Raw genomic sequence first — 26,780 nt, 5'->3', positions numbered from 1 at the left:
GGCTCAGAGGCCCGACTCGGCGGTGCGCACCAGGATCCGGCGGCACTCCTCGCACCGCAGGACCTCGTCGGCGGGCGCGGCCTTGATGCGGGACATGTCGACGTTGTTGAGCTCGAGCTGACAGCCACCGCAGCGGCGCTGGCGCAGCGGTGCAGCGGCCAGCCCACCGCTCTGGGTGCGGATCTTCTCGTACAGGGTCACAAGGTCATCGCCGACGCCGGCGACCACGTCGGCACGCGGAGCGCCCACTCTCTGCGCCTCGGTGTCGAGGTCGCGCAGCGCACCGTCGCGGGCTGCCTCGAGCTCGCTCAGCTGGGCGCCGAGGGTCTCGCGCTGGGCGGCCAGCTGGCTCACCGCGGACTCGGCGTCCTCGGCGCGCTCCATCACCTCGAGCTCGACGTCCTCGAGCTCGGACTGGCGCCGCGCGAGGGAGGTCAGCTCGTGCTGGAGCGCCTGCAGGTCCTTGGCGGTCCCGGTGCCGGAGTCGAGGCGGGCCTGGTCGCGCGCGGCACGGTCGCGCACGAGCTGCACGTCGGCCTCGGCCTTGGCGACCTCGCGCTGGATGTCGCCCAGCTCGGTGCGGGCTCGCACGAGGAGGTTGTCGAGCCCCGCGACCTTCTCCTGGAGCGCTGCCAGCTCGGCGTGCTGCGGGAGCGTTCGGCGGGCATGCGCGATCTGGTCGAGCCGGGTGTCGATGGCCTGCAGGTCGAGCAGGCGCCACTGACGGGACGGGTCGGCTTTCAGGACGTACCTCCAAGGCCAGGTGCGGGCGTGGGCGCCTCGGCACCGACCACGAAATCCCAGGGGTCGGTGCGCAGTGTTGAGATGTGGGTCTCCACCCTAGGGGACTGCGTCGCGCCCGGGTCCAGGGCCTCGATGACGCGGCGCGCGGCGGCGCCGAGCCACAGGCTCTCGGTGGCCCAGTGCCCCGCGTCCACGAGGTACGGCGGCCCTCCCCTGGCTTCCTCCCGTGCCTCCAGGACGGGGTGGTGCCGCAGGTCGGCGGTGACGTAGACGTCGGCGCCGCTGCGGCGGACGTGGTCGAACATGTCGTCGCCGGCACCGCCCATGACAGCCACCCGACGCACCGGCGCGTCTGCCGGTCCCGCGACGCGCAGACCCCCTGCGGCTGGAGGCAGGGCGCCAGCCAGGCCGGTCACGAAGTCGACCAGCGGCACGGGCTCCGCGAGGGTGCCGACCCGRCCGAGCGGCTGGCCCTCGACGACGGCGAGGGGCTCGGTCGCCGTCAGGCCGCAGGCGTCGGCGAGGGCGTCGTTGACCCCCGGCTGCGCGACGTCGGCGTTCGTGTGGGCGACGTACAGGGCGATGTCGTGCACCACCAGCGCGGTCACGCTCGCGCCCTTGGCCCCCGTCGTGGCGACGCTGTGGATGCCGCGCAGCAGCAGCGGGTGGTGCGTCACCAGCAGGTCGGCCCCGAGGGTCCGGGCCTCCTCGATGACCGCGAGCGTGGGGTCCACGGCGAAGTGGATCCGACCGACCAGCTGCGTCGGGTCGCCGGCCACGAGCCCGACCTGGTCCCACGACTGGGCCGAGTCCGGCGGGAAGAGCCCCTCGAGGACCGCCACGACCTCGGCCAGGGTCGGAGGGTCGGGGGTCGGGTCGGCGTCCGTCATGTGGGCCCGGCCGGGCTCGAACCGACGACATCCACGGTGTAAACGTGGCGCTCTACCAACTGAGCTACAGGCCCCGAGGCGGTCGGGCGCAGGGCCGGGCCGCGTTCGGGCGTCATTCTGTCAGGTCGGGTCGGCGGCGCGGCTACCCGGACACCGGCACCCACAGTGGCTCACGGGCCCCGACCACCACTCCTGGCGCTCTGGTCACACCGGTGCGGCGATGGAGAGAAATTTACCCGCCATACGCCGATTGACCTGCAGTTACTTCTTCCCAAGGGGGCTTGCACGATGCAGGATGCGCCCCATCGTGTCTTTTCTCGTGTGAGTCGGGACACAGTCCGCGGTCACAGTCCGCGGAACCAACGAAGGGATGCACATGAATCGCAGGATCACGGGGCGCAGGCTCCGGGCCACTGCGCTGGTGCCCGCTGTCGCTCTCGTCGCCGCCGGCCTCGCCGCCGCCGGCGGCACGGGCTCAGCGACAGCGGCACCGTCGCCGGCCAGCGTTCCAGCCGCCAACAACCATGGCGACTACTACATGAACACCGTCGCGCCGCAGGTCGAGTCCGCGCTCGGCAGTGACGTCCAGGTGACGAAGGGCAAGAGCACTGCAGGCCGCGCCAGCAAGAAGGCGGACCTCCTCGCCAGGTCCAACGCCTACGACGCCAAGCAGGCCAAGGGGAACCCGGTAGCCGCACGGCAGCTGGCCAAGCTCGAGGCTGAGGCCGTTCGCACCGGCAAGAGCCCCAAGCAGATCAAGGCCAACAAGTTCAAGCAGGCGAAGTCGATGCAGGAGGCCAAGCTCCTGACGATCCTCGTCGACTTCAACCAGGCGGCCAACGACAACTTCACCGGCTCGATGGTGCCCAGCGCTTGGAGCGCACCCGACTGTGTCGCCGGCACCGTGCAGAACGGCCCGACGCACAACACCATCCCGAACCCGGCCGCGTCCGCCCTCAAGGACAACAACTCGATGTGGGTCCCGGACTTCTCTTCCGCGCACTACAACTCGATGCTCTACACCAAGACGGGCATCACCCAGCGTGTCCGGCCCGACCTCACCGGTCCTGACGGCCAGCCCGGCATCGACATCTCCGGCTACACGATGAAGAACATGTACGAGGAGATGTCCAAGGGCGCCTACACCGTGAGCGGCGCAGCGACCCCGTGGGTCACCGTCGCGCACTCCGAGGCGTACTACGGCGCCACCGTCTGCCACAAGGACGACAAGGGCGTCTGGACCTACGACCGCATCCAGGACATGCAGGGACACCCGAGCAACAAGCTCGGAGCCGGGCAGCTGCCGATCGACGCGGTCGCCGCGCTCGCCAAGGCGCAGCCCAGCTTCCCGTGGGCCGACTACGACGTCGAGGACCAGGGTGACGTCGACGGCGACGGCAACCTGCTCGAGCCCGACGGCGTGATCGACCACGTCGTGCTCGTGCACGCCGGCAAGGACAAGTCCGGTGGTGGCGGCGCCCAGGGCCCGTACGCCATCTGGGCACACTCCTCGACCGTCGTCGGCGGCGCTCCCGTCCCCGGCACCAACCTGCGGTTGTCCAACTACATCGTGCAGCCCGAGGACTCAGGGGTGGGCGTCTTCGCCCACGAGTACGGCCACGACCTTGGCCTGCCGGACCTCTACGACACCGCGAGCGGTGGCGATTCGGACATCGACTTCTGGGACCTCATGAGCTCCGGCTCGCACTCCGGCCCCATCTTCCAGTCGATGCCGACGCACATGGGCATCTGGGACAAGTGGGTCCTGGGCTGGGCCGACCCGGTGCAGCTCAACCCCGGCGACGACCCTCGCGCGGTCAACGTCGGCCAGACGAGCCGCACCCCCAAGGGCACCGCTGACGGCGTCAAGATCAACCTGCCGCCCAAGACGCTGACCCTGGCCGAGCCGCACTCCGGCGCGAAGATGTGGTACTCCAACGCCGACCAGTCGTGGGCCAAGAACAGCCTGACCCGTGACGTGTCCGTCCCGGCCGGCGCCACCGACGCCCGCTTCTGGATGTGGAACAACTACTCCATCGAGGAGGACTGGGACTTCGGCTTCGTCGAGGTCTCGACCGACGGCGGCACCACGTGGACCGAGCAGAAGGTCTTCAACGAGGCGGGCACCGCGGTGACCACCCCGGACGGCTACGTCGACCCGAACGGCCGGATGGCCGACTTCGGCGGCAAGAAGTACGGCCTCACCGGTGCGACGGACGGCTGGGAGCACAACTACGCCAGCCTGACGGCCTTCGCCGGCAAGACGGTCAAGGTGCGTCTGCTCTACGCCACGGACGAGGCGTTCGAGGACACCGGCTGGTTCGTCGACGACCTCTCGGTCACCAACGGTTCGACCACCGTGTGGTCGGACGACGCCGAGGCCAACAACGGCTGGACCGCGACCGTCGGCACCTTCACCGACACCACTGGCGCCGGTTGGGTGCTCGACTCGGGCACCACGCAGAACAACCAGTACTACATGGTGGAGTGGCGCAACTTCGACGGCTTCGACAAGGGCCTGCAGTACGCCTACGACACGACCTACCAGAAGCTCGGCGGAGCCGGCGCCTGGAAGGTCGAGCGCATCAAGTACAACGCGCCCGGTGCCCTCGTTTGGTACCGCGACACGGGGTACGGCAACGTCAACCACGTGCTCAACAACCTCACGTCACTGCCGAGTGAGGGAGCCAAGGGTGGCCTGCTGCTCGTCGACAGCCACTTCGAGCCGTTCCGTCGCAGTGGCGCGAACGCCGACCTCGAGGTGCCCAAGACCACGTTGCACAACCTGCCGTCTCGACCGCAGTCGTCGAACGTCGCGTTCAACGTGGCAGGGACGTACCCCTTCCAGGAGTGCCAGACCAAGCCGGACTTCACCGGCGAGGCCTGCAACTCCTTCGGGGCGCAGCCGGCGGTCAAGTCGTTCACGGACGACAAGACCTGGTACCCCGGCTTCGAGCTTCGTGACGACGGCCGGCTGTTCTACCGCGACGCCGACGCGTCGACGGTGGTTCCCAGCCAGGACAACGCCCCGTACAGCGTCCGCATCGTCGACCAGCGAGGGGCTCTCATCCCCGACCTGTTCGGTGAGGACGTGGGCGCCGCAACCCCGCTCGGCACCGGTAACCCGGCCGATGACGGCGTGGGCTACGGCACCGTGGTCACGGTGGCGCAGGCCAAGGCGGGCAACCTGTCCGCCCTGATCAAGATCACGCCGCCCACCCCGTAACCACGGGGAGACGGCCAGAGGGCCGGTATGCCGCACCCGCGGCATACCGGCCCTCGTGCGTGTGGCGCGTGGCTCGGAACCGAACCATGACCGCCGCAGTCGGCCCGGCGCGGTCAGCGCAGCTCGGCCAGGGCGGCGTGGTAGCCGGAGAAGTCGCGGGCCTGTCCGATCTCGTTGACCAGGGACCACCGGACGATCCCGTCGGTGTCGATGAGGAAGGTGCCGCGCAGCGCCGCACCGGCCGTCTCGTTCAGCACGCCGAACGACCGCGCGACGCCGCCGTGCGGCCAGTAGTCGGACAGCAGCGGGAAGAAGTAGCCCTCACGGTCGGCCCAGGCGCGCTGGGAGAACATGTGGTCGCAGGAGATGCCGAGGACCTGGACGTCGTCGCCCACGAAGGCGCCGAGGTTGTCGCGGATCTCGCAGAACTCGCCCGTGCAGATGCCTGAGAAGGCGAACGGGTAGAAGACCACCACGACGTTCTTGTGGCCGCGGAAGGACGACAGGGAGACGTCCTGGCCGTTCTGGTCCTTGAGCGTGAAGTCAGGCGCCGTGGCGCCCACGGCGAGGGGGCTGCTGGGGCTGGTCATGCCCGCAGTCTGCCAGCGAGTCAGCGCCGGGCGTTCTTGGGGGCGACCAGCCGGGTGGCGGTCCAGTCCTCGCAGGCGTTGACGGCACCCGAGGTGTGCAGGCCGGCCGTCGTGGCGGCCTCCTCGATGTCGCTCGCCTGGACGTGCCCGTCGCGGCCCGCCTTGGGGGTGAGCACGACGATGAACCCGCCCTCGGCGAGGTTGGTGAGGCCGTCGACGACCGCGTCGACGAGGTCCCCGTCGTCGACACGCCACCACAGCAGGACGGCGTCGGCGACATCGCCGTAGTCCTCGTCCTCGAGCTCCGTCGTCGTCAGGTCCTCGATGGCGAACCTCAGCTCGTCGTCGACGTCGGAGTCGTAGCCGAACTCCTGGATCACCTGCCCCGAGGTGAACCCCAGACGACTGGCCGCGTTGCGCGGCGCCGCCTGTGCGGACGTACTCACTGCCATCTCCATCCGGGTCGGGGGTTCCGCCGCAGGTCGCGACGGGGTTTGGTGCTGCGGGACAGTCCACCGGAGCACCAGCGGATTTTCAACCGAACCGGCCGAATACGGTCCCTTTGTCGTCGTGCGCGGTGCTGGTGTCCCAGCAGGTGAGCGGGCCGGAGGGTTGACGGTCAGGACATCGCCGACCGGAACGACCCCAGCAGCCTCGACCCTACCGGGGTCACGGACGCCCCCGAGCCAAAGCAGTGGGCGGCCGGCATCCCGGGGGTCCTCGACTCGGTGCGCCACCGTGTCCTCGTCGTGCGGTTCGAGCGCCGCTGGGGCGGCACCCGTCAGGCGCGCTGGCGGGCCCGGCTCGAACGCTCCACCTGCTCGTTCACGAGCCGCTCGGCCTCGTGGACGTCGAGGTGCGGGACGTGCGGGCTGACGGGTCCGGGCGTCGAGACGATCCGCACCGTGGCGAGTCCCCGCGACCGCTGCAGCGGTCCCTGCTTGACCGCGAGCGACTGGATCCGGGCGTGCGGCACGAACTCCGCCGTCCGGTAGAGCCGGCCGCGGCGCGTCATGAGGCAGTCCGGGAGCACGGCATACCCCAGGCGCCGCCAGGCGAACGGGTCGAGGCGGCGCGCACCCGCGCCCGCCGGCGTGAAGCCCGGCTCCCCACCCGGACCGACGAGAGCAGCCCGCGCGGCGTCGGCCGGTATGCCGGGGCGCACCAGCCGCAGGACCGAGATCGCCTCGTCGAGGGTGCCCACCGGCATGACCACGGTCTGGGTCGTGTCGTCGCCCCGCGTCGCGCCCGCGATGTTGACCTCGACGCGCCACCACCCCGGGAAGCGCCACGGCAGGGACTGGCTGACCTTGATGGCCTGGATCCGGTGGATCGGCACGGAGGTCGTGCGCAGGTCGGTGAGGCCGTGCCGGATCCTCAGCCGGTCACCCTGGTGGTAGAGGGTGAAGTTGAACTCCGTGGTGAGCCGCTTGAGCTGGGCCCCCCCGGTGGCGAGCAGCATCGGACCGAGCCACGCGACCATCTCGGGCACCCCGAGGGCGATCGACCCGACCAGCACCGGCACACCGGGCAGCACGACGGCCGACGGCCCGGAGTAGAGCACCGACTGGAGGATGCGCGAGTTCGGGACCTTCAGCACCTCGTCGGCGCGCTGCGGCGGCGTCCGGTCGAGCGCTCCGGCCACAGGGCCGGACGCGACCACGGCGGCGCCGCCCTCGGCCCCGGCGCCCTGGGCCCCGACGGCCCGCACCTCGGCAGCCTCGTCGCTGTGCCGGGCGAGCTCCATGAGCTGTTCGCGGATCTGCTGGGCCTGCGAGTCGGTGAGGAAGGCCAGCTTGAGGTGGGCGTCCTTGCCACCGGCGGACTGCACGACCACCTCGGAGAGCCCCGTGAGCCGGGCGAGCAGCGGCCGGCCGAGGTCGACGGCCTGGATCCGGTCGAACGGCACCTGACGGTGCTGGCGGAACAGCAGCCCGGTCCGCAGCTCGACCATCGACCCGGTCACGCGGAACCGCGAGAACCGCCAGGAGACCCAGGCCCCCACGACGATGGCGACGAGCACCCCCAGCACCGCGAGCGCCGCCCAGCCGAGGTGGCCGCCGGTGGGGTCCTCGCGGTCCGCACCGAACAGCGTGTCGACCTGCTGCGAGACGACGTAGGCGAGGACCGCGGCGAACGCGATGCCGCCGCGCAGGAGCGGGGAGAGCGGGTGGAGGTGGCGCCACCCGTCAGCCGCCGACGGGTCCTGAGACGCCTGCTCCCGGGGCGCGGTCACAGCCCTGCCCGCTGCGACTCCCCGCGGGCCGCCAGCCGGGTGCGGAGCGCCTCGGCCTCCGCCGTCGGCAGGCCGGGGATCTGGGCGCTGGTCTCGGGCGAGGCGGTGTGCAGCTCGACCGTGGCCATGCCCAGCTTGCGGGCCAGTGGTCCCGACTCGACGTCGACGAACTGCAGCCGGCCGTAGGGCACGCTCACCAGGCTGCGGAACAGCCGACCACGTCGCACGACGAGCTCCTCGGGACCCTCGGCCCAGGTGATGGCGGGCACCTGCCGGCGGATCACCCAAGCGGTCCAGGCCAGCCCGGCGGCGACCAGCAGTGCGGGCACCCAGAACCACGACCACAGCCACACGGCCAGCACGACGAGCAGCAGCAGCGGCGGGCCGAAGCAGGCGCCAGCCACCACGAGCCGTGCGGTGGCGAGGCTCGGGGAGACCGGCTGCCACGGCATACCGGTCTCGCCGAAGAGGCTGACGGAGGGTGCGCCCGGGACCGGGCCGGAGGGGGTGTCGGACACGCTCCCAACCTATCCGGCGGGGACCGCGTCGCGACGCAGCCCGGCCGTGCGCGTGGGTGCCTCGCGCCGCGGCATACATTGGCCCCGTGGGACGAGTGACGAGACGGACGCCGAGCCTTCGGGTCGAGGTGACCGCGGACGGCCCTCGCAGCACGTCCCGTCCCGACACCCTCGCGGTCGAGGAGCCGCTCGAGGTCCGCGTGGGCGGGGTGTCCGTGACCGTCACCATGCGCACGCCGGGCGACGACTTCGACCTCGCCCTCGGCACCCTCCTCACCGACGGGGTCCTGCGCTCGGCCGACGACGTGCGGCACCTCATGCACTGTCTCGACGAGGACGAGTCGGGCTCCCCGACCTACAACGTCGTCGACGTGACCCTGGCCCCCGGCGTGCGCCCGGACCTGGACCGCAGCGCGCGGTCCGGCTACCAGAGCAGCGCCTGCGGCGTGTGCGGCAAGACCAGCATCGAGGCCATCACGGCCACCAGCCCGTATGGCGTCGCCGACGACCCGCTCGTGGTGTCGCCGGAGGTGGTGGCCTCGCTCCCCGAGGCGTTGCGTGCGCGACAGAAGGTGTTCGACAAGACCGGAGGCCTGCACGCCGCCGGCCTGTTCACCGCCACCGGCGAGGTCGTGGTGGTGCGCGAGGACGTGGGCCGGCACAACGCGGTCGACAAGGTCATCGGTGCGGCGGCCCGCGAGGGTCGGCTGCCGCTCACCGGCCACGTGCTCGCGGTCAGTGGCCGGGCCAGCTTCGAGCTCGTCCAGAAGGCCGTGATGGCGGGCGTGCCCGCCATGGTCGCGGTGTCGGCACCGTCGTCGCTGGCGGTCGAGCTGGCCATCAACAGCGGCCTGACGCTGGTGGGTTTCGCGCGCCCGCCCCGGCTCACGGTCTACGCGGGCGCGCACCGGCTGGGCCTCTGACCTGCCCTTGCGGGGTCGCTCCGCATACTGGCCAGTAGCCGGAGCCGGTTGTGACGCGCGCCTCGTTCGGGTGGAGGATGGGTGCAGGTCGCAGGCAACCCCGCGACCCAGGCGCGAGAAAGGACTCACGACCGTGGCCGCACGCGAGGAAGCCGGACCCATTCTCAACGGCATCCCCAGCCAGCTCCCGGACATCGACCCCGAGGAGACCCAGGAGTGGCTCGACTCCCTCGACGGAGTCATCGAGGGTGGCGGCCGTCAGCGCGCCCGCTACGTCATGCTCAAGCTGCTGGAGCGCGCTCGTGAGATGCAGGTCGGGGTGCCGTCGCTCACGGCGACCGACTACATCAACACGATCGCCCCCGAGCAGGAGCCGTGGTTCCCCGGTGACGAGGAGGTCGAGCGCCGCTACCGCGCCTACCTGCGCTGGAACGCCGCGGTCATGGTGCATCGCGCCCAGCGGCCCGGCATCGGCGTCGGCGGCCACATCTCGACGTACGCCTCGGCGGCCACGCTCTACGAGGTGGGCTTCAACCACTTCTGGCGCGGGGCCGACCACCCCGGTGGCGGCGACCAGGTCTTCTTCCAGGGGCACGCCTCCCCCGGCATGTACGCCCGCGCCTACCTCGAGGGCCGCCTCTCCGAGGACCAGCTCGACGGCTTCCGCCAGGAGAAGTCGCACATCGTCGCCGGGCAGCCGCTGGCCCTGCCGTCCTACCCGCACCCGCGGCTCATGCCGGACTTCTGGCAGTTCCCGACCGTGTCGATGGGCATCGGCCCGATGAACGCGATCTACCAGGCGCAGTTCAACAAGTACCTCGACAACCGCGGCATCAAGGACACCAGCCAGCAGCACGTCTGGGCCTTCCTCGGCGACGGCGAGATGGACGAGCCCGAGTCGCGTGGCCTGCTCCAGCTGGCCGCGGGCGAGGAGCTCGACAACCTCACGTTCGTCATCAACTGCAACCTGCAGCGGCTCGACGGACCGGTGCGCGGCAACGGCAAGATCGTCCAGGAGCTCGAGGCGTTCTTCCGCGGTGCCGGATGGAACGTCATCAAGGTCGTGTGGGGCCGCGGCTGGGACCCCCTGCTGGCTGCCGACCGCGACGGCGCGCTCGTCCACCTCATGAACACCACGAGCGACGGCGACTACCAGACCTTCCGCGCCAACGACGGCAAGTACGTCCGCGACTTCTTCTTCGGCCGCGACCCGCGCACCCGCGAGATGGTCAAGGACTGGTCCGACGAGGACATCTGGTGGAAGCTCAAGCGCGGTGGCCACGACTACCGCAAGGTGTTCGCCGCCTACCAGGCCGCGATGAACCACACCGGGCAGCCGACCGTCATCCTCGCCAAGACGATCAAGGGCTACGGCCTCGGCAGCCACTTCGCCGGTCGCAACGCAACCCACCAGATGAAGAAGCTCACGCTCGACGACCTCAAGGGCCTGCGCGACAGCCTCAAGCTGCCGATCTCCGACGAGGTCCTCGAGCGGGACCCCTACGCTCCCCCGTACTTCCACCCCGGGCCGGACGACCCGTCGATCAAGTACCTGCGCGAGCGCCGCGAGAAGCTCGGCGGGCCGCTGCCGGTGCGTCGCGTCGACCACGACACGCTCAAGCTGCCGGACCACTCGGCCTACGACGTCGTCAAGAAGGGCACCGGCAAGCAGCAGGTCGCCACGACGATGGCGTTCGTGCGGCTGCTCAAGGAGCTCATGCGCGACAAGGAGTTCGGCAAGCGCGTCGTGCCGATCATCCCCGACGAGGCCCGCACGTTCGGCATGGACTCGTTCTTCCCGACGATCAAGATCTACAACCCGCACGGGCAGAAGTACACCTCGGTCGACGCCGAGCTGATGCTGGCCTACAAGGAGGCCAAGGACGGCCAGATCCTGCACCTCGGCATCAACGAGGCAGGCTCGATGGCGGCCTTCACCGCAGCCGGCACGTCGTACGCCACGCACGGCCAGCCGATGGTGCCGATCTACGTCTTCTACTCGATGTTCGGGTTCCAGCGCACCGCGGACTCGATCTGGGCGGCGGCGGACCAGATGGCCCGTGGCTTCCTCATCGGGGCGACGGCCGGTCGCACGACCCTGACCGGCGAGGGGCTCCAGCACGCCGATGGGCACTCCCCCCTCATGGCGGCGACGAACCCCGCGGTGATCGCCTACGACCCGGCCTTCGCGTTCGAGATCGGCCACATCATGGAGGACGGGCTGCGCCGGATGTACGGCGACGACCCCGAGAACCTCATCTACTACATCACCGTCTACAACGAGCCGATGAGCCAGCCGCCGGAGCCGCCGGACGTCGACCGCGAGGGCATCCTGCGCGGCATGTACCTCTTCGCCCCCGGCATCACCGAGGGCCTCGGCGACGACGCCCCGCGGGCGCAGCTGCTCGCGTCCGGCGTCGGAGTCCCGTGGGCGCTCGAGGCGCAGGAGCTCCTGCGCAACGACTGGGGTGTCGTGGCCGACGTGTGGTCAGTGACGTCGTGGAGCGAGCTGCGCCGTGACGGCATGTCCTGCGACGAGCAGCGCTTCCTGCACCCCAACCAGGAGGCCCGCACGCCGTACGTCACCCAGCGGCTCCGGAACACCCGCGGCCCGGTCGTGGCGGTCTCGGACTACATGCGCCAGGTGCAGGACCAGATCCAGCCGTGGGTGCCCGGGGACTTCGCGTCACTCGGCGCAGACGGATTCGGGTTCTCCGACACCCGGCCCGCAGCCCGCCGGTTCTTCCACATCGACGGCCCGTCCGTCGCGGTGCGCACCCTGCAGATGCTCGTCGCCCGCGGCGAGGTCCCCGGCCACGTCGCCCGCGAGGCCGCCGACCGCTACCGGCTTCTCGACGTCACCGCCGGCACGTCCGGCAACTCCGGCGGCGAGAGCTGACCCCGGTTCGAGACCTCGTGCACGACAAGGTATGCCGCCCGCTCACCTGAGCGGGCGGCATACCTGCGCCTGGGGCACCATGGGTCCATGGCACCCACTCAACGACGTGTCGCCGTCACCGGTTCCTCGGGCAAGCTCGGCCGGTCCGTGGTCTCCCACCTCCTCGACAACGGGTGGGACGTCCTGGGACTGGACCGGCAGCGACCGGACCCAGCTCCCAGCCCGTTCGTCGCGGTGGACCTCACCGACTACGGCCAGGTGGTCGAGGCGTTGTCCGGGAATGTCGACGAGCACCTCGGCAGGCTGGATGCCGTGGTCCACCTGGCTGCGCTGCCCGCGCCGGGTCTGGCCACCAACGCGCTGACGTTCGCGAACAACGCCAGCGCGACGTACAACGTCTTCGCCGCTGCACGTGCCGCCGGGATCAAGCACGTCGTGTGGGCCTCCAGCGAGACGGTCCTCGGCCTGCCCTTCGACACACCCCCGCCGTACGTCCCGGTCGACGAGGAGTACGACCCACGTCCGGAGTCGACCTACTCGCTCAACAAGGCACTCGAGGAGGAGATGGCGAGGCACTTCTGCCGTTGGGACCCCGAGCTGGTCATGGTGGGCCTGCGGTTCTCCAACGTCATGGATCCCGAGGACTACGCGGCGTTCCCCTCGTTCGACTCCGACCCCTCCCTGCGCAAGTGGAACCTCTGGGGGTACATCGACGGCCGGGACGGTGCCCAGGCGGTGCGCCTCGGCCTCGAGAGGTCGGAGCCCGGGTGCGAGGTCTTCGTGATCGCCAATGCCGACACCGTCATGAGCCGGTCGAGCGCAGACCTCGTGGCCGAGGTGTTCCCTGGGGTGGAGGTCCGCCGGGACCTCGGCGAGCACGAGACCCTGCTCGGCATCGACAAGGCGCGCCGGCTGCTGGGCTACGAACCAGCCCACTCTTGGCGCGACCACGTGGGCTGACCGCCGCTGACCGCCGCGGCCACCCGACGTGAGGTCCGGCAGTGTTCGCTACATGCCTGTGACGCTAGGAACCCCCGGACGGCCGTGGGCGACATCGCCGTGACGCCTGGGTGAAGAGGTCGTGTGCCTGAGGCGTCCCCCTGGGCTCGCGTCAGGCACTCGACCTCCGGGTCAGCGTCGCGGGTCGTAGGTCCGCTTGACCGGCAGGCTTTTCCGAGCGGCGACGCACAGGTCGGGCTGGTCGCAGAACAGCGCGTCCGCACCCGCCTTGAAGTACACCGCGTCCAGCTGCGTCGCGCGTCCGTCAGCGGCGGGGTCGGCGCCGACCCGGTAGTCGAGTGGCAGGAAGGTGTTCTCGCTGCGCAGGGCGTAGACGTGCAGGCGCAGGCCGGCGGCACGGACCCGGGCGGGCAGGGCCGTCACGACGCCGAGCCGCCCGTCCGCCCGGCGGGGGATCACCTGGACCTGGTCTGCCGCGACGACCGACACGAACCCGGACAGCCACGCGAGCCCCGTCGCGGTGTTGAGGTCGGCGTACGAGCGCGGGTCCCCCGAGCTCGCAAGGTCGTAGGGAGCACCGCTGGGACAGGTGAGGAACGTCAGCCTCGCCCGCACGCCGAGGTCGGCCTTGAGCCGGCGCAGGGTGGTGGGCTCGAACGACTGGACGAAGACCGGGGCCGTCGCCGAGTCGAGCCCGGCGGCCCGCAGCTGCTCGGCGAACACCGGCTCGAGCGGCAGCCCCACCTCACGGAAGTGCGACGGCATCTTCAGCTCGGGGTAGATGCCGACCTTGCGCCCGGTCTCCGCAGCCAGCGCGGCCCGCAACGCCAGCACCTCCGCGAAGGTGGGCACCTCGTACTTCCCGTCATAGGCCGTGTTCTCGGGCCGCAGCTGTGGCAGCCGCTCCTTGGCGCGCAGGGTCTTGACCTCGGCCAGCGTGAGGTCCTCGACGAACCACCCGGTCTGGGACCGCCCGTTGACCTCCTTGGTCGTCCGGCGGTCGGCGAGCTCGGGGTGGTCTGCCACGTCTGTCGTCTGCGAGAGCTCGACGTCATGGAGGCACACGAGGACGTGGTCGCTGGTCGAGACGAGGTCCGGCTCGATGAAGTCCGCTCCCTGGCGCACGGCCAGCTCGTAGGCGGCCAGCGTGTGCTCCGGCCGGTAGCCCGAGGCGCCGCGGTGTCCCACGACCAGCCCGGCACTGACCGCCCCGACGGGGCTGATGGGCACGGCGCTCGCGTGCGCGAGCGGTCCCGAGACCAGCGCCAGCCCCGTCACCCAAGCCGCCAGCGCGGCCTGCCCCCGTCGTCCCACGGGCGCCCACCCTAGGGACACCCCGCGCCGCTCGTGCCGATTTGCGGGCAAAGGGACCATTCGGCGTGGCGACCCGCGCCCGCGGTGGTGGGCGGCATACCGGGTCGTGGCCGGCATACAGATTGTGCGCGGCCTACAAATAGAGTGTCCGTATGCCGCGGGCCCAGGAACGCACCTCCCCCACCACCCTGCAGCGGGTGGAGAGGTCGGCGGGCGAGCTGTCCACCGCCGCCATCCGGCGCATGGAGGCGAGCCACGAGTGGTACCGCGCCCTGTCGGCCGAGGACCGCTCGTGGGTCGGGCTGGTCGCGCAGGCGGGCATCGCCGCGTTCATCGCCTGGCTGCGCGAGGGCGGCGAGAACACCCCCGTCACGGCCGACGTCTTCGGAACCGCGCCACGCGAGCTCACCCGGTCGATCACCCTGCGGCAGACCCTCGACCTCGTCCGGTCGGTCGTCGACGTCGTCGAGCAGGACGCCACCGCGCTGGCCAGGCCGGGTGAGGAGCAGGCCCTGCGCGAGTCGGTGCTGCGCTACTCCCGCGAGATCGCGTTCGCCGCGGCCGAGGTCTACGCCCACGCGGCCGAGGCCCGGGGCGCCTGGGACGCACGGCTCGAGGGGCTCGTCGTCGACGCCGTCCTGCGTGGCGAGGCGGACGACTCGATGCAGTCGCGAGCGGCGGCGCTCGGCTGGGGGGCGACCACCCGGGTGGCGGTCGTGGTCGGCGCCACCCCCGCGGGCAGCCCGGCCGGCGTCGTGGACGGTCTGCGGCGTGCGGCCGAGCGCGTGGGGGTCGACACCCTGGCCGCGGTGCAGGGCCGGCGACTGGTGGTGATCCTCGGCAACGTCGACGACCCGCTCGCGGCGAGTGCCGAGATCTCGGGCCACTTCGGCGACGGTGCCCTCGTCGTCGGGCCCACGGTGCCGCACCTGTTCGCGGCCGGCCGGTCGGCCCGGGCAGCCCTGGCGGGGCAGTCGTGCGCCCAGGCCTGGCCGCAGGCCCCGCGCCCGGTGGCCGCGGACGACCTGCTGGCCGAGCGCGTCCTCGTGGGCGACGCCCCCGCGCGGGCCATGCTGCTCGACCGGATCTGGCACCCGCTCACGGGCGCCGGCGGGGCGCTGCTCGAGACGGCGTCGGCCTACCTCGAGTGCGGTGGCAGCCTCGAGGGCACGGCCCGGCTGCTCTTCGTGCACCCCAACACCGTGCGCTACCGGATCGGCAAGGTCGCCGACCTGACCGGCTACCAGCTGTCCGACCCGCGCGACGCGCACACCATCCTGGTCGCCCTGCAGCTGGGCCGCCTGAGCCGCCGACCCACGCCCGCCCCACCAGCCCCCTCCGCGCAGGCTGTTGGAGGAATCCTCTAAAACGACGTCGACTTTGTGGTGCCAAACGGTGACGTGCCGCACCACCCGAGACCGCAAGGCTGGGACCGTGCTCGCAATCGTCTGCCCTGGACAGGGCTCACAGACCCCCGGCTTCCTCGCTCCCTGGCTCGAGGTGCCCGCCTTCCGCAGCCGGCTCGAGGCGCTGGCCGACGTGGTGGGTCTCGACCTCGTCGCGCACGGCACGACCTCGGACGCAGAGACGATCCGTGACACGGCGGTCGCGCAGCCGCTCATCGTCGCGTCGGGGATCGCCGCCGGGGCGGCGCTGCTGCCCGACGGACCCTCCGGTGTCGGGGTGACCGCGGGTCACTCGGTCGGGGAGATCACCGCCGCCGCGTTCGCCGGGGTGCTGTCGGACGAGGACGCCATGGTCTTCGTCCGCGAACGCGGTCGGGGCATGGCTGCCGCCAGCGCGCTCACCCCCACGGGGATGAGCGCGGTGCTCGGGGGCGACCCCGACGAGGTGGCTCAGGCCCTCGCCAAGCACGGGCTCACCGCCGCGAACGCCAACGGTGCCGGCCAGACCGTGGCCGCGGGCACGCTCGAGCAGCTCGCAGCCCTGGCCGCCGAGCCCCCCGCCAAGACCCGGGTCATCCCGCTGCAGGTCGCCGGCGCCTTCCACACCAGCCACATGGCTCCCGCGGTCGACGCCCTGGTCGAGCTCACCTCCGGCATGACCACGGCGGACCCCACGGTGCGCCTGCTGTCGAACGCCGACGGCCAGCCGGTCGACGGCGGCGCCGACGCGCTCACCCGGCTCGTGCGCCAGGTGAGCAGCCCGGTGCGCTGGGACCAGTGCATGCAGACGCTCGTCGACCTCGGGGTGACCGCCCTGATCGAGCTCCCGCCGGCCGGCACCCTCGTGGGTCTCGCCAAGCGGGCGATGCCCGGAGTGACCACACTGGCTGTCAAGACGCCCGACGACCTCGCGGCGGCCCACGACCTGATCCGCGAGCACGGTGACCCCGCGACCGCCCCGTCCCCCACCTCCGACGACGCGCAAGAGGTCTGACATGACTGCACCCGCCCCCAAGGGCACCGGCACGATCACGGTCGCCGAGGGCGCCACCTACTCCCGGATCATGGGCGTCGGCGGCTACCGGCCCGAGCGGATCGTGATGAACTCCGAGATCGTCGAGGCCATCGACTCCTCCGACGAGTGGATCCAGGAACGCTCGGGCATCAAGAGCCGCCGGTTCGCGGCCAAGGACGAGACCGTCGTCGACATGTCGCTCGCGGCCTCGCACGAGGCGCTTGCCGCCGCCGGTCTCGAGGCAGCCGACATCGACGCGGTCATCGTGGCGACGGTGACCCACCCCTACCAGACACCGGCCGCCGCCCCGATCGTCGCCGACCGGCTCGGCATCCGCGGTGCCGCCTTCGACATCTCCGCAGCCTGCGCCGGCTACTGCCACGCGGTCAGCCTGGCCAGCGACATGGTGCGCGGAGGCAGCGCCCGGCACGTCCTGGTGGTCGGCGTCGAGAAGCTCTCCGACTTCACCGACATGACCGACCGCGGGTCGGCGTTCATCTTCGGCGACGGTGCGGGAGCGGCCATCGTCGGCCCGTCCGACACCCCGGCGATCGGCCCGACCATCTGGGGGTCCGACGGCTCCCAGTGGCAGACGATCTCGCAGCGCGACTCGTGGGTCGAGGTGCGTGACGGCGACCTCGCGTGGCCCGCGATCGGCATGGCCGGCCAGTCGGTGTTCCGCTGGGCCGTGTGGGGCATGGCCCCCGTCGCCCAGAAGGCTCTCGATGCTGCCGGCGTCCGGGCCGAGGACCTCGACGCGTTCATCCCGCACCAGGCCAACATGCGGATCATCGACGCCATGATCAAGCAGCTCAAGCTGCCCAGCGACATCCCGGTCGCCCGCGACATCGCCGAGACCGCCAACACCTCGGCGGCCTCCATCCCGCTGGCGACCGAGCGCATGCTGCGCGAGGGTGAGGTGCCGCACGGTGGCCTGGCCCTGCAGATCGGCTTCGGCGCCGGGTTGGTCTATGCGGCGCAGGTCGTGGTCCTGCCCTGACGAGTTCCCGGCGGTCCGCGGGTGAACCGGACCAATGCACCACCAATGTCGTTCCACCCCAATGAAATCCATCGAGAATCCCGAGTGATTCACACGAGAAGGAGCTGAGCCAGATGGCGCAGAGCGAGCAGGAGATCCTCGAGGGTCTCGCCGAGATCGTCAACGAGGAGACCGGTCTGGACACCGAGTCGGTGCAGTCCGAGAAGTCGTTCACCGACGACCTCGACATCGACTCCCTGTCGATGATGACGATCGTCGTCAACGCCGAGGAGAAGTTCGGCGTCCGCATCCCCGACGACGAGGTCAAGAACCTCGTGACCGTCGGCGACGCGGTGGCCTTCATCGCCAAGAACCAGGGCTGAGCCGCCCGTTCGTGCGGTGGTGACCACCCGGCACACGCCGGGCTGGTCACCACCCACGCCCCACTCCCCCGCACGACCGCCACGAAGGAGCAATCCCGCCATGACCGAGCAGCGACGCGTCGTCGTCACAGGCCTGGGTGCCACGACCCCGGTCGGGGGCAACGTCCCGGACACCTGGGACGCGATCCTCGCGGGCCGATCGGGGGCCCGCACCATGCCCTACGAGTGGGTGGAGCAGTACGACCTGCCGGTGAAGTTCGCCGCGCTGATCCACACGCCTCCCGAGGAGGTGCTCTCCAAGGTCGAGGTGCGCCGGCTCGACCCCAGCGCCCAGTACGCGCTGATCGCGGCGCGCGAGGCCTGGTCCCACGCTGGTGCCCCGGAGGTCGACCCCGAGCGGCTCGCCGCGTGCATCGGCACCGGGATCGGTGGTGTCTGGACGCTGCTGTCGCAGTGGGACAACCTCAGGGAGAAGGGTCCGCGCCGTGTCTTCCCGCTGGCCGTCCCCATGCTGATGCCCAACGCGTCCTCGGCTGCCGTGTCGCTCGAGATCGGCGCCCGCGCCGGTGCCCACACGCCGGTCTCGGCCTGCGCGTCCGGGCTCGAGGCGATGGGCTACGCCGCCGAGATGATCAAGAGCGGTCGCGCCGACATCGCCGTCGCCGGTGGCACCGAGGGCGCCGTGCACGCCCTGCCGATCGCAGGCTTTGCCGCGATGCAGGCGCTGTCGACCCGCAACGACGACCCCGAGCGCGCCTCACGCCCCTACGACACCGGGCGCGACGGCTTCGTCCTCGGTGAGGGTGCGGGCGTGATCGTGCTCGAGGAGTACGAGCACGCCAAGGCCCGCGGGGCGACGATCTATGCCGAGCTCGCCGGGCTGGGCATGTCGGCCGACTCGCACCACATCGCCGCACCGGAGCCCGAGGGCGCCGGGGCCTCCCGCGCGATGGCCGAGGCCGTGGAGCGCGCCGGTCTGTCCCCCCGCGACATCGTGCACGTCAACGCGCACGCGACCTCCACGCCGGTGGGCGACGTCGCAGAGTCCAACGCCATCCGCCGCGCCTTCGGCGACGACGCCGACGGTATGCCGGTGAGCGCCACGAAGTCGATGACCGGTCACCTCCTCGGGGCGGCCGGCGCGCTAGAGGGGATCCTCACGATCCTGGCGGTGCACCACCGCATCGCCCCGGCGACGATCAACCTCGACGACTTCGACGAGGACATCAAGCTGGACGTCGTCCACGGTGAGGCGCGCAAGCTGCCTGAGGGCGACATCGCCGCACTGAACAACTCGTTCGGTTTCGGCGGTCACAACGTCGCGGTGGTCTTCACCTCGGTCTGACCCTCGAACCAGCCCATGACGGGCCGCTGCGGGCAACCGTGGCGGCCCGTCCTCGTCCGTGGAGGAGACGGGGGTGGGGCGGGCCGCACCGGGCCGCCCTGGGTGGCACCCGCGCCGTGAGAGGCCGCCGGGCGGTCAGTGGCCCGGCTTGGTGGGCTTCCCGTGGGTCGGCAGGATGGTGATGTCGATGATCGGCGTGGACGTAGTCGTCGTCGGGGCCGGCGGCCGCGTCGTCGAGCTCGTGCGTGGGGGCAGGGACGAGGTGCTCGACGGGGTGGGCGTTGACGACCCGGTGGCGGGCGCGCCGCTCGAGGTGGCGGTCGTCCGCTGCCTGGTCCGGGAGGCCGTCGTCGCCGACGACGTCCGCGCGGCTGCCGCCGCGTCGGGGGCCGCGGTGGCGCTGGTGCCAACCGGGGCCGGCGTCTGCGTGGTCGCGACGGGCTCCTGCCGGGCAGAGGCGCTCGCCGGCATGAGGGCGGTGAAGACCACGAGGCTGGAGGCGCCGCCGAGCCACAGCAGGGCCACGGCCGGCACGGGCTGCCACCGCGCGCCGCGGGTCAGGGCGACGCCCTGTCGCACGAGCTCGCGGACGTAGAGGAAGAAGGTGACGACAGCGGCTGCCAGCAGCAGCCAGAGTGCCCAGGCGAGAACTCGCCCGGTCATCGACAGGTCAGTGCTCAGGATGCGCCAGGCGCTCCACAGCAGGGTCCCCCCGCCCAGTGCTGCCAGCGCCCAGACGAGGGCCGTGCGGCGGGTCAACGAAACCTCCAGGGTCGGTGGATCAGCGCGCCACCCTACCCAAGGGGCACGCGAACTCCGAACCGTGCAGGTCAGCGGGGGTGTTCCCCGTCACCCGCGCGAGGGCCGTTCCCGGTCACCCGACCTTGTGGAGCCAGCGGACGGGGGCCCCATCGCCGGCATACCGGAAGGGCTCGAGCTCGGCGTCCCAGTCGGTGCCGAGCAGCTCCTCGATCATCTCGGTGACCGCCTCGGGCGACCCCTGCGAGAGGCGCACGACCTCGCGCAGCCGGTCCTCGTTGATCACGGCGTCGCCGCTGGCCGAGGTCCAGGTGTGGTGGATGCCTAGGCTCGGCGTGTGCGACCAGCGGGACCCGTCGGCACCCGGGCTGGGCTCCTCGGTGATCTCGTAGCGCAGGCCCGACCACCCGCGCAGGGTGGACGCGAGCTTGGCGCCGGTGCCTTGGGCACCCGACCACGGGAACTCCGCGCGGACGAGCGAGGCACCGGCTGGCTGAGGGGTCCAGTCGATGGACAGACGGGTGTCCAGGGCTGACTCGAGGGCCCAGGTGATGTGCGGGCACAGCGCAGTAGGGGTGGAGTGAATGAACACCACCCCGCGGGTCGTGACACGCGGCATCGCGACAGACATCCGGGCCTCCTTGGGTGCGAGGGACGTCTTCCCCACGAACCTGCGCTCCAGGTGGCCTTGCGTGTCCTGCGACTCTTCAGTTGCTGTGCGTGGCCCATTGTGCACCACGTTTCACATTCGCACCAGCATCCTCACGGGTTTCACGGCGCGCCTCGTCGACCGGCCAGGCAGGACCCACCCGGCTGGGCGATAGGCTCGCCGCGCCCAGTCCGGTGCAGCCGGGCTGGTGCGGGCCAGTAGCTCAGTCGGTCAGAGCAGCGGACTCATAATCCGTCGGTCGTCGGTTCAAGCCCGACCTGGCCCACCGATCCCGTGTATGACTCCGCCTGATGCTTGACGTTTGGGCTTCGGTTGACGCCTGACAGTGTTTCGGCTGACGGACGATCCATCGCGGGCGTACCTCGAGGGCCTCCTGCGAGGCCAAGACCACCGTGCTGCCCGCACCGCCCCCGGGAGCACGCCGGTTTGGGGGTGCCGCCGACGGACCAGTGGTTCGTTGGGGCTCTTCGTCTGTGAGGCAACGTCCCACTCGACTACTGGATCTGTCGTGGCCCACGCCCACGTAGATACGGCTTTTGGTGGGCCCAGCCGCCGGATGGCTCGTGAAACGTTTGGCCGCAAGTCACGACAGCGGGCACCTGCCCCAAGGGCGAGTCCTGGGGACCGGGGTAGCCAGCGACAACCGAGAACATCTGGGGGAAGAATGCGCTCAACAACTCAGCGTCGGGTCGGCCTGCGGAAGACAACCGTCGGCATGGGAATCATCGTCCTTGCCGCTTTCCAGGCGTCACCCGCCTTCGCTGGCGCGACCCAAACCCCGGACTGCGGAGCAGTCGTGACCGCGAACCTCCGACTGGCCACAGACATGGTCTGCGAAGGCGACGCGCTGGTCGTCGATGGTGCCGGAACGATCACCGTGGACCTGAACGGCCACACGATCAGCAGCGGCGGGACCGCCCTGACCATCAGCAACTCCACACTCGTGACGGTGAAGGGCGGCAGCGCCTCCTTCCTCTCTGCAGATTCGGCCGTGAAGCTGTCCGACCTGACCTTGGGGAAACTGGACTTCTCAGGTCCCATCGAAGCTCGTCGGATTACCGTCTCGGGGCGCACGACGGGCTACGGTCACGACGGTCAGACCATAATCCATTCGTCGACGCTGGACGACGTCAGGTTCTACGGCGTCCGTGATGGAGTCCTCAGTGGCAACGTCATCGCTGCCCTGGCCATGGGCGATTCTCACAGAACCATTGTCCGCGGCAATACAGTCGGATCCTTGGCAGTGCACCAGTCGGACGAGGTCACGGTCGAGAGCAACCGCATTCGCACGATCGGCGTCGGGCAGAGTCGCGGGTTCCACGCGATCAACAACCAGGTGATGGGGACCGGAACCAACGGGGGCATCTACCTGAGCACCCTCATCGAACCCGGGCTGCAAGGCACCGTTGTCAGTGGGAACACTGTTCGCGACGCTGCGACGGGGATCCTCGTGAGCGAGGCGGTCGGTGACGTCACGATCTCGGACAACACAATTGTGAACAGTGCGATCGCCGGCCTCGTTGCAGAGGACTCTCGGAGTGGGGTTCTAGTGGTGACGGGGAACACCTTCAAGGGCAACGGCTTCGCCAGCACCTCCCTCGATGCCGCGGGCCGCACGGTCGACGACGGCGCCCACATCTCCCTGCGCGAGGATCGGCCGAGCACCACAGTCCTCCTGGCCAACAACATCTCCAGGGGCAACGCTGGCTTTGGTTTCGAAGTGGTGGGGCCCGCCGCCCAGATCAAGGATGGCGGAGGAAACGTGGCCCTCCGCAACGGCGAAGGCGCCTGCTGGGGCCTCGCGTGCCCGTGACGTTTGCGCTCCTCCGAACGTGGGACTGCGGTGCGCCCCGAGTTCCCATACCGGGCTGGCCTCACGCAAGGGGTCGAAGCGAGCCTGACAGGGGCTAGGCAGGGGGCCATGTGTCGGCGATCTCGTTTCTGACGGGTGCCGGGCCGAGGCGGCAGCGCGTCCGCCGAAGGGTTGACGCCTTGGGGCCTCCTGCATGACGCGGACGTTCGCCCCGAAGGGACGATCTGGGGGGCGCCACAGGCCTCGACTCAGGGCGGTGACCCGCGCGAACCCCAGTCCCGCGCCACGTCATGGGCACGGTCCGGAGGTGTCTTCAGGGTGCAGGGCCCGGGCGGTGGTGCATCCGAACGATGGGTGAGCTGGTGGGCCGGGAAGTCACGACATCGCTGTTCATCAGACGGGGCGCCCGCAGGGGCTACCCCGAGAGGAGAGGCCCATCATGTTGAAGACGAAACTGTCAGGAACCGACGACGGCAAGGCAGGCATCACGAGGAAGGCCCTGACGACACGCACTGTGGCCATCCTCGCCGCAGCCACCGTGGCCACGGCCGGCCCACTCCTGGTCGGTTCGGCGCAGGCAGCTCCGTCCCACGCCCCCGTCACGAAGGCTGCTCACTCGGCGACGAGCGCCGGCAAGGCCTGGAGCTACGAGGGCACGTGGACCGACAAGCAGGGCCGCACCGGCGCAGCCAAGGTCGACATCGTGCCGCAGCAGTTCTGGAGCTCCGGCGACAAGCTCATGATGCGCAGTGCGGTCACGACCACCCTGCAGGGCGCCCGTGGCTCCGTGCCGCACACCAAGACGATGAACCTGCCCGTGCAGCAGGCCACCACCGGAGCGGTGAGCGGCGTGACGGCCGCGAGCTGCGACATCCTGAACCTCGTTCTCGGGCCGCTCGACCTCAACCTCCTGGGACTCGAGGTCCACCTCAACCAGGTCGTGCTCGACATCGTCGCGGTGTCCGGCGCGGGCAACCTGCTCGGCAACCTGCTCTGCGCCGTCGCGGGTCTGCTGGACGGTGGCGGTCCGCTGGGCCAGATTGCTGGTCTGTTGAACCAGATCCTCGCCATCCTCAACGGTCTGGGCGTCTGACCCACTCCCGCACCCAGTCACCGCCGCCCCGGCGGCGGTGACTGTGCCGCGCTTCCTCCGCTGGCCGGGTCCCGATCGGGATTCGAGGTCCCTCTCCCGCGCGGGACCCGGTCCAGGCGTTCGCAAACCCCTATCGACGGTGCAGTCGTGCAAGAACTCCTCGTCGAGACCGGACCACATGGTCCGGTCCAAGCCCTCACAAGGAGGCGCACATGAACAGCACACAGGATTCCCACGACGCAGAGCAGGACGAGCGGCGCGTCGACGACCGTGACCGGCGCGACGACATCGACGACCAGCGCGCCGGGTATGGCGAGCGGCAGGCCGTTGTCCAGGCTGACCGGTTCGGTGGGGTGAAGGTCGGATCCGCCTTCTTCGGCTGGCTCACCGCCATGGGCATGGCCGTCATCCTCACCGCGGTGCTGGCAGCCGCCGGAACCGCGGTCGGGCTGAGCACGGGGACCAATGCCGACGAGGCCGTCGACCAGGCGTCCGCCGACGTGGCGACGGTCGGCATCGTCGGTGCGATCGCCCTGGCCGTCATCCTCTTCGCCAGCTACTACTGCGGAGGCTACGTTGCCGCCCGGATGGCTCGGTTCGACGGCGCCAAGCAGGGGCTTGCCGTGTGGCTGTGGGCACTGGTGATCGCCGTGATCGTGGCCGTGGTCGGTGCCGTCGCCGGCAGCAAGTACGACGTGCTGGGCCAGCTCAACAGCTTCCCCCGACTTCCGCTGAGCGCATCCGACCTCAACACCGCTGGCGTCGTGGCACTCGTCCTTGCCGCGCTCACCAGCCTCATCGGTGCCGTGGTCGGCGGCCGCGCCGGCATGCGGTTCCACCGCATGGTCGACCGAGTCGCCATCGACGGATAGTCCGGGCCCGGCGCCCGGTGTCAAGATCGCGTCAAGAGTCCGGCCCCGGCCGCTAAGGGTGCGTCAAGGCCGGTGACCTGACCCCGCTGCGTGTGTTGCCCTCGTGGGGTGACCGAGATCCTGCGCATCCCCAAACGCCTGCTCGTCGGCAGGCCGCTCCTCAGCTCGCAGATGGGCGAGACCCTCCTGCCGAAGAAGCTGGCCCTCCCCGTGTTCTGCAGCGACCCACTGTCGTCGAACGCGTACGCCACGGAGGAGATCCTGCTCGTCCTCAGCCTCGGCGGGCTGACCCTGCTCCACCTGACGCCGATCGTCGCGTCCGCGGTCGTGGTCCTGCTCGTGGTCGTCGTCCTGTCGTACCGACAGACGTGCCACGCCTACCCGGACGGCGGCGGTGCATATGCGGTGAGCCGCGCCAACCTGGGTCGAGGAGCCGCACTCGTCGCGGCCAGTGCGTTGCTGGTCGACTACGTCCTCACCGTTGCCGTGTCCGTCGCTGCCGGGGTGGCCAACATCGTGTCGGCGATCCCCGCGCTCGCCCCCCACGCGCTGACACTGTCGGTGGGACTGGTCGCACTCCTCGCAGTCATGAACCTGCGCGGGGTCAAGGAGTCCGGCGTGGCCTTCGCCGTCCCGACGTACGGCTTCGTCGCCGCGGTGTTCGTCATGCTCGGCCTGGGGCTGTACCGCACAGCGACAGGTTCGACCCCCGTCGCGGAGTCTGCGGGGATCGGGGTGATGCCCGAGCAGCACGCCTCCGGACTGCTCGTACTGGCCCTGCTGCTGCGTGCCTTCGCCTCCGGCTGCACGGCGCTCACGGGAGTGGAGGCCGTCAGCAACGGTGTCCCGAACTTCAAGCGCCCCAAGAGCCGCAACGCTGCGGACACGCTGGCGATCATGGGCGGCCTAACCATCGTCATGTTCGTCGGCCTGACCGCGATGGCGTTGTTGACCAAGGTCCACGTGGCGCACGACGCGACCCAGCTCGTCGGCGCCCCGCAGGGGTACGAGCAGAAGACCGTGATCGCCCAGATCGCAGGCGCCGTGTTCGGTTCGGACAGCCTCGGGTTCTATGCCGTGCAGGGCTTCACCGCCGCGATCCTGGTCCTGGCCGCCAACACGGCGTTCAACGGCTTCCCCATCCTCGCCTCGCTGCTCGGCGAGGACGGCTACCTGCCTCGGCAGTTCGCCCGGCGCGGAGACCGGCTGGTGTTCTCCAACGGCATCGTGATCCTCGCGCTGCTGGCCATCGGACTGTTGTGGGCGTTCGACGCGAGCACCACCCGCCTGATCCAGCTGTACATCATCGGCGTCTTCGTCTCCTTCACGCTCAGCCAGGCCGGAATGGTCCGTCACTGGCAGCAGCTGCTCAGAGCGCCGTCAGGATCAACTGACCGCGCGAACATCCGCCGCAAGCTGGTCATCAACGCCGTGGGGGCAGTCGTCACCGGGCTGGTCCTGGTCATCGTCCTGCTCACCAAGTTCACGCACGGCGCCTGGCTCGTCGCCGTGGCCATGCCGCTTCTCATCGCGATGATGACCCTCATCCGACGGCACTACGGGACGGTTGCCCGGGCCCTTCGCCCGGCGGCCGCAGGGGTGACCCTGCCGGCCCGCATCCATGCCGTGGTCCTGGTCTCGACCCTGCACGCCCCGACGCTGCGCGCCCTCGCCTTCGCGCGGGCCACCCGCCCGGCAACCCTGCGGGCCGTGACGGTCCGGACCAGCACCGCCGAGACCGACCGGCTCCGGGACGAGTGGGTCCGCCGTGACGTGCCCATCGAACTGACCGTCCTGGACTCGCCCTACCGGGACATGACCCGTCCAGTGCTCGAGCACGTGCGCGAGCTCCTGCGCGACCATCCCCGCGACGTGGTGTCGGTCTTCATCCCGGAGTATGTGGTGAGCCGGTGGTGGGAGCACCTGCTCCACAACCAGTCGGCGTTGCGCCTCAAGGCGCGCCTGCTGTTCGAGCCCGGCGTGATGGTCACCTCGGTCCCGTGGCAGCTCGCCGCAGAGGACCCGGCCGATGACCCGGGCGCCAGCGAGACGGGGCAGGTGGAGACGGCCGCCGTGGAGTATGGCGCGCGGGGCGCCTTGCCCGGGAAGCCGACCCACCGCCATACGACCGGTGTGGGACGCTGA

General features: G+C 70.6%; 22 protein-coding genes and 2 tRNA genes. 14 read left to right on the top strand and 10 right to left on the bottom strand.

Features of this window, described 5'->3' with window-relative positions; genetic code table 11:
- Positions 1 to 3 precede the first annotated feature (3 nt).
- The 3 genes from AC1DV7_RS04220 to AC1DV7_RS04210 all read right to left on the bottom strand — a co-directional run bounded on the left by AC1DV7_RS04220 (position 4) and on the right by AC1DV7_RS04210 (position 1,708).
- On the bottom strand, positions 4 to 696 hold the full coding sequence (locus AC1DV7_RS04220) for a zinc ribbon domain-containing protein (protein ID WP_477595068.1): 693 nt from the start codon (positions 694 to 696) through the stop codon (positions 4 to 6).
- Between the two features lie 44 nt (positions 697 to 740).
- The gene (locus tag AC1DV7_RS04215; RefSeq protein ID WP_477594903.1) at positions 741 to 1,634 is read right to left on the bottom strand and encodes a Nif3-like dinuclear metal center hexameric protein; all 894 of its coding nucleotides are present in this window, start codon (positions 1,632 to 1,634) and stop codon (positions 741 to 743) included.
- A gap of 1 nt (position 1,635) precedes the next feature.
- Positions 1,636 to 1,708, bottom strand: a tRNA-Val gene (locus AC1DV7_RS04210).
- 302 nt (positions 1,709 to 2,010) lie between these two features.
- On the opposite strand from AC1DV7_RS04210, the gene AC1DV7_RS04205 reads away from it, so the two are divergent.
- Positions 2,011 to 4,860 carry an immune inhibitor A domain-containing protein gene (locus AC1DV7_RS04205; RefSeq protein WP_477594901.1) on the top strand — a complete coding sequence of 950 codons (2,850 nt, stop codon included), beginning with the start codon at positions 2,011 to 2,013 and terminating at the stop codon, positions 4,858 to 4,860.
- 113 nt (positions 4,861 to 4,973) lie between these two features.
- On the opposite strand, the gene AC1DV7_RS04200 is transcribed toward AC1DV7_RS04205, so the two are convergent.
- From AC1DV7_RS04200 to AC1DV7_RS04185, 4 genes are all read right to left on the bottom strand, one after another.
- Positions 4,974 to 5,450, bottom strand: coding sequence for a peroxiredoxin (locus AC1DV7_RS04200; RefSeq protein WP_477594899.1), 477 nt, complete (start codon positions 5,448 to 5,450; stop codon positions 4,974 to 4,976).
- 20 nt (positions 5,451 to 5,470) lie between these two features.
- Positions 5,471 to 5,896: a DUF3052 domain-containing protein gene (locus AC1DV7_RS04195; protein WP_477594897.1), complete on the bottom strand. Its 426-nt coding sequence runs from the start codon at positions 5,894 to 5,896 to the stop codon at positions 5,471 to 5,473.
- Positions 5,897 to 6,231: 335 nt separating this feature from the next.
- Positions 6,232 to 7,686 (bottom strand): PH domain-containing protein, encoded by a 1,455-nt coding sequence (locus tag AC1DV7_RS04190; protein ID WP_477594895.1) that lies wholly within the window; start codon positions 7,684 to 7,686, stop codon positions 6,232 to 6,234.
- On the bottom strand, positions 7,683 to 8,204 hold the full coding sequence (locus tag AC1DV7_RS04185) for a PH domain-containing protein (protein ID WP_477594893.1): 522 nt from the start codon (positions 8,202 to 8,204) through the stop codon (positions 7,683 to 7,685). The genes AC1DV7_RS04190 and AC1DV7_RS04185 overlap by 4 nt, the downstream gene beginning before the upstream one ends.
- 86 nt (positions 8,205 to 8,290) lie before the next feature.
- Here AC1DV7_RS04185 and fdhD point away from each other — a divergent pair, with 86 nt between their 5' ends.
- The 3 genes from fdhD (at position 8,291) to AC1DV7_RS04170 (ending at position 12,986) form a co-directional block, all read left to right on the top strand.
- Entirely contained in the window at positions 8,291 to 9,127 is an 837-nt protein-coding gene (gene fdhD / locus AC1DV7_RS04180) for a formate dehydrogenase accessory sulfurtransferase FdhD (RefSeq protein WP_477594891.1), read from the top strand.
- Positions 9,128 to 9,260: 133 nt separating this feature from the next.
- Positions 9,261 to 12,026 carry a pyruvate dehydrogenase (acetyl-transferring), homodimeric type gene (gene aceE / locus AC1DV7_RS04175; RefSeq protein ID WP_477594889.1) on the top strand — a complete coding sequence of 922 codons (2,766 nt, stop codon included), beginning with the start codon at positions 9,261 to 9,263 and terminating at the stop codon, positions 12,024 to 12,026.
- Positions 12,027 to 12,113: 87 nt separating this feature from the next.
- The gene (locus tag AC1DV7_RS04170) at positions 12,114 to 12,986 is read left to right on the top strand and encodes an NAD-dependent epimerase/dehydratase family protein (RefSeq protein WP_477594887.1); all 873 of its coding nucleotides are present in this window, start codon (positions 12,114 to 12,116) and stop codon (positions 12,984 to 12,986) included.
- A gap of 171 nt (positions 12,987 to 13,157) precedes the next feature.
- Here AC1DV7_RS04170 and AC1DV7_RS04165 read toward each other — a convergent pair whose 3' ends face one another.
- Complete coding sequence (locus AC1DV7_RS04165; protein ID WP_477594885.1) at positions 13,158 to 14,300, bottom strand: glycerophosphodiester phosphodiesterase family protein; 1,143 nt, start codon at positions 14,298 to 14,300, stop codon at positions 13,158 to 13,160.
- Between the two features lie 152 nt (positions 14,301 to 14,452).
- Between AC1DV7_RS04165 and AC1DV7_RS04160 the strand changes: the two genes are divergently transcribed.
- From AC1DV7_RS04160 to fabF, 5 genes are all read left to right on the top strand, one after another.
- Positions 14,453 to 15,667, top strand: coding sequence for a PucR family transcriptional regulator (locus AC1DV7_RS04160; protein ID WP_477594883.1), 1,215 nt, complete (start codon positions 14,453 to 14,455; stop codon positions 15,665 to 15,667).
- A gap of 67 nt (positions 15,668 to 15,734) precedes the next feature.
- Entirely contained in the window at positions 15,735 to 16,700 is a 966-nt protein-coding gene (locus AC1DV7_RS04155; RefSeq protein WP_477594881.1) for an ACP S-malonyltransferase, read from the top strand.
- 1 nt (position 16,701) lies between these two features.
- The gene (locus AC1DV7_RS04150) at positions 16,702 to 17,721 is read left to right on the top strand and encodes a beta-ketoacyl-ACP synthase III (protein WP_477594879.1); all 1,020 of its coding nucleotides are present in this window, start codon (positions 16,702 to 16,704) and stop codon (positions 17,719 to 17,721) included.
- A 113-nt stretch (positions 17,722 to 17,834) separates the two neighbouring features.
- Complete coding sequence (locus AC1DV7_RS04145) at positions 17,835 to 18,083, top strand: acyl carrier protein (RefSeq protein WP_477594877.1); 249 nt, start codon at positions 17,835 to 17,837, stop codon at positions 18,081 to 18,083.
- A gap of 100 nt (positions 18,084 to 18,183) precedes the next feature.
- Entirely contained in the window at positions 18,184 to 19,428 is a 1,245-nt protein-coding gene (gene fabF / locus AC1DV7_RS04140) for a beta-ketoacyl-ACP synthase II (RefSeq protein ID WP_477594875.1), read from the top strand.
- A gap of 135 nt (positions 19,429 to 19,563) precedes the next feature.
- On the opposite strand, the gene AC1DV7_RS04135 is transcribed toward fabF, so the two are convergent.
- Together AC1DV7_RS04135 and AC1DV7_RS04130 are read right to left on the bottom strand one after the other, a co-directional pair.
- The gene (locus tag AC1DV7_RS04135; RefSeq protein ID WP_477594873.1) at positions 19,564 to 20,187 is read right to left on the bottom strand and encodes a hypothetical protein; all 624 of its coding nucleotides are present in this window, start codon (positions 20,185 to 20,187) and stop codon (positions 19,564 to 19,566) included.
- Positions 20,188 to 20,302: 115 nt separating this feature from the next.
- The gene (locus AC1DV7_RS04130; protein ID WP_477594871.1) at positions 20,303 to 20,818 is read right to left on the bottom strand and encodes a DUF3145 domain-containing protein; all 516 of its coding nucleotides are present in this window, start codon (positions 20,816 to 20,818) and stop codon (positions 20,303 to 20,305) included.
- A 230-nt stretch (positions 20,819 to 21,048) separates the two neighbouring features.
- On the opposite strand from AC1DV7_RS04130, the gene AC1DV7_RS04125 reads away from it, so the two are divergent.
- The 5 genes from AC1DV7_RS04125 (at position 21,049) to AC1DV7_RS04105 (ending at position 26,780) form a co-directional block, all read left to right on the top strand.
- A tRNA-Ile gene (locus tag AC1DV7_RS04125) sits at positions 21,049 to 21,122 on the top strand.
- Between the two features lie 450 nt (positions 21,123 to 21,572).
- Positions 21,573 to 22,670: a right-handed parallel beta-helix repeat-containing protein gene (locus AC1DV7_RS04120; RefSeq protein WP_477594869.1), complete on the top strand. Its 1,098-nt coding sequence runs from the start codon at positions 21,573 to 21,575 to the stop codon at positions 22,668 to 22,670.
- Positions 22,671 to 23,109: 439 nt separating this feature from the next.
- Positions 23,110 to 23,763, top strand: a complete 654-nt coding sequence (locus AC1DV7_RS04115) for an ABC transporter substrate-binding protein (protein WP_477594867.1) — start codon at positions 23,110 to 23,112, stop codon at positions 23,761 to 23,763.
- 212 nt (positions 23,764 to 23,975) lie between these two features.
- Entirely contained in the window at positions 23,976 to 24,635 is a 660-nt protein-coding gene (locus AC1DV7_RS04110) for a hypothetical protein (protein WP_477594865.1), read from the top strand.
- A gap of 108 nt (positions 24,636 to 24,743) precedes the next feature.
- Complete coding sequence (locus AC1DV7_RS04105; RefSeq protein ID WP_477594863.1) at positions 24,744 to 26,780, top strand: APC family permease; 2,037 nt, start codon at positions 24,744 to 24,746, stop codon at positions 26,778 to 26,780.

This window comes from Pedococcus sp. P2_E4 (genome assembly GCF_056403935.1).
The sequence above is the reverse complement of the archived record's forward strand: the minus strand, read 5'-3'. Positions and strand labels throughout refer to the sequence as shown.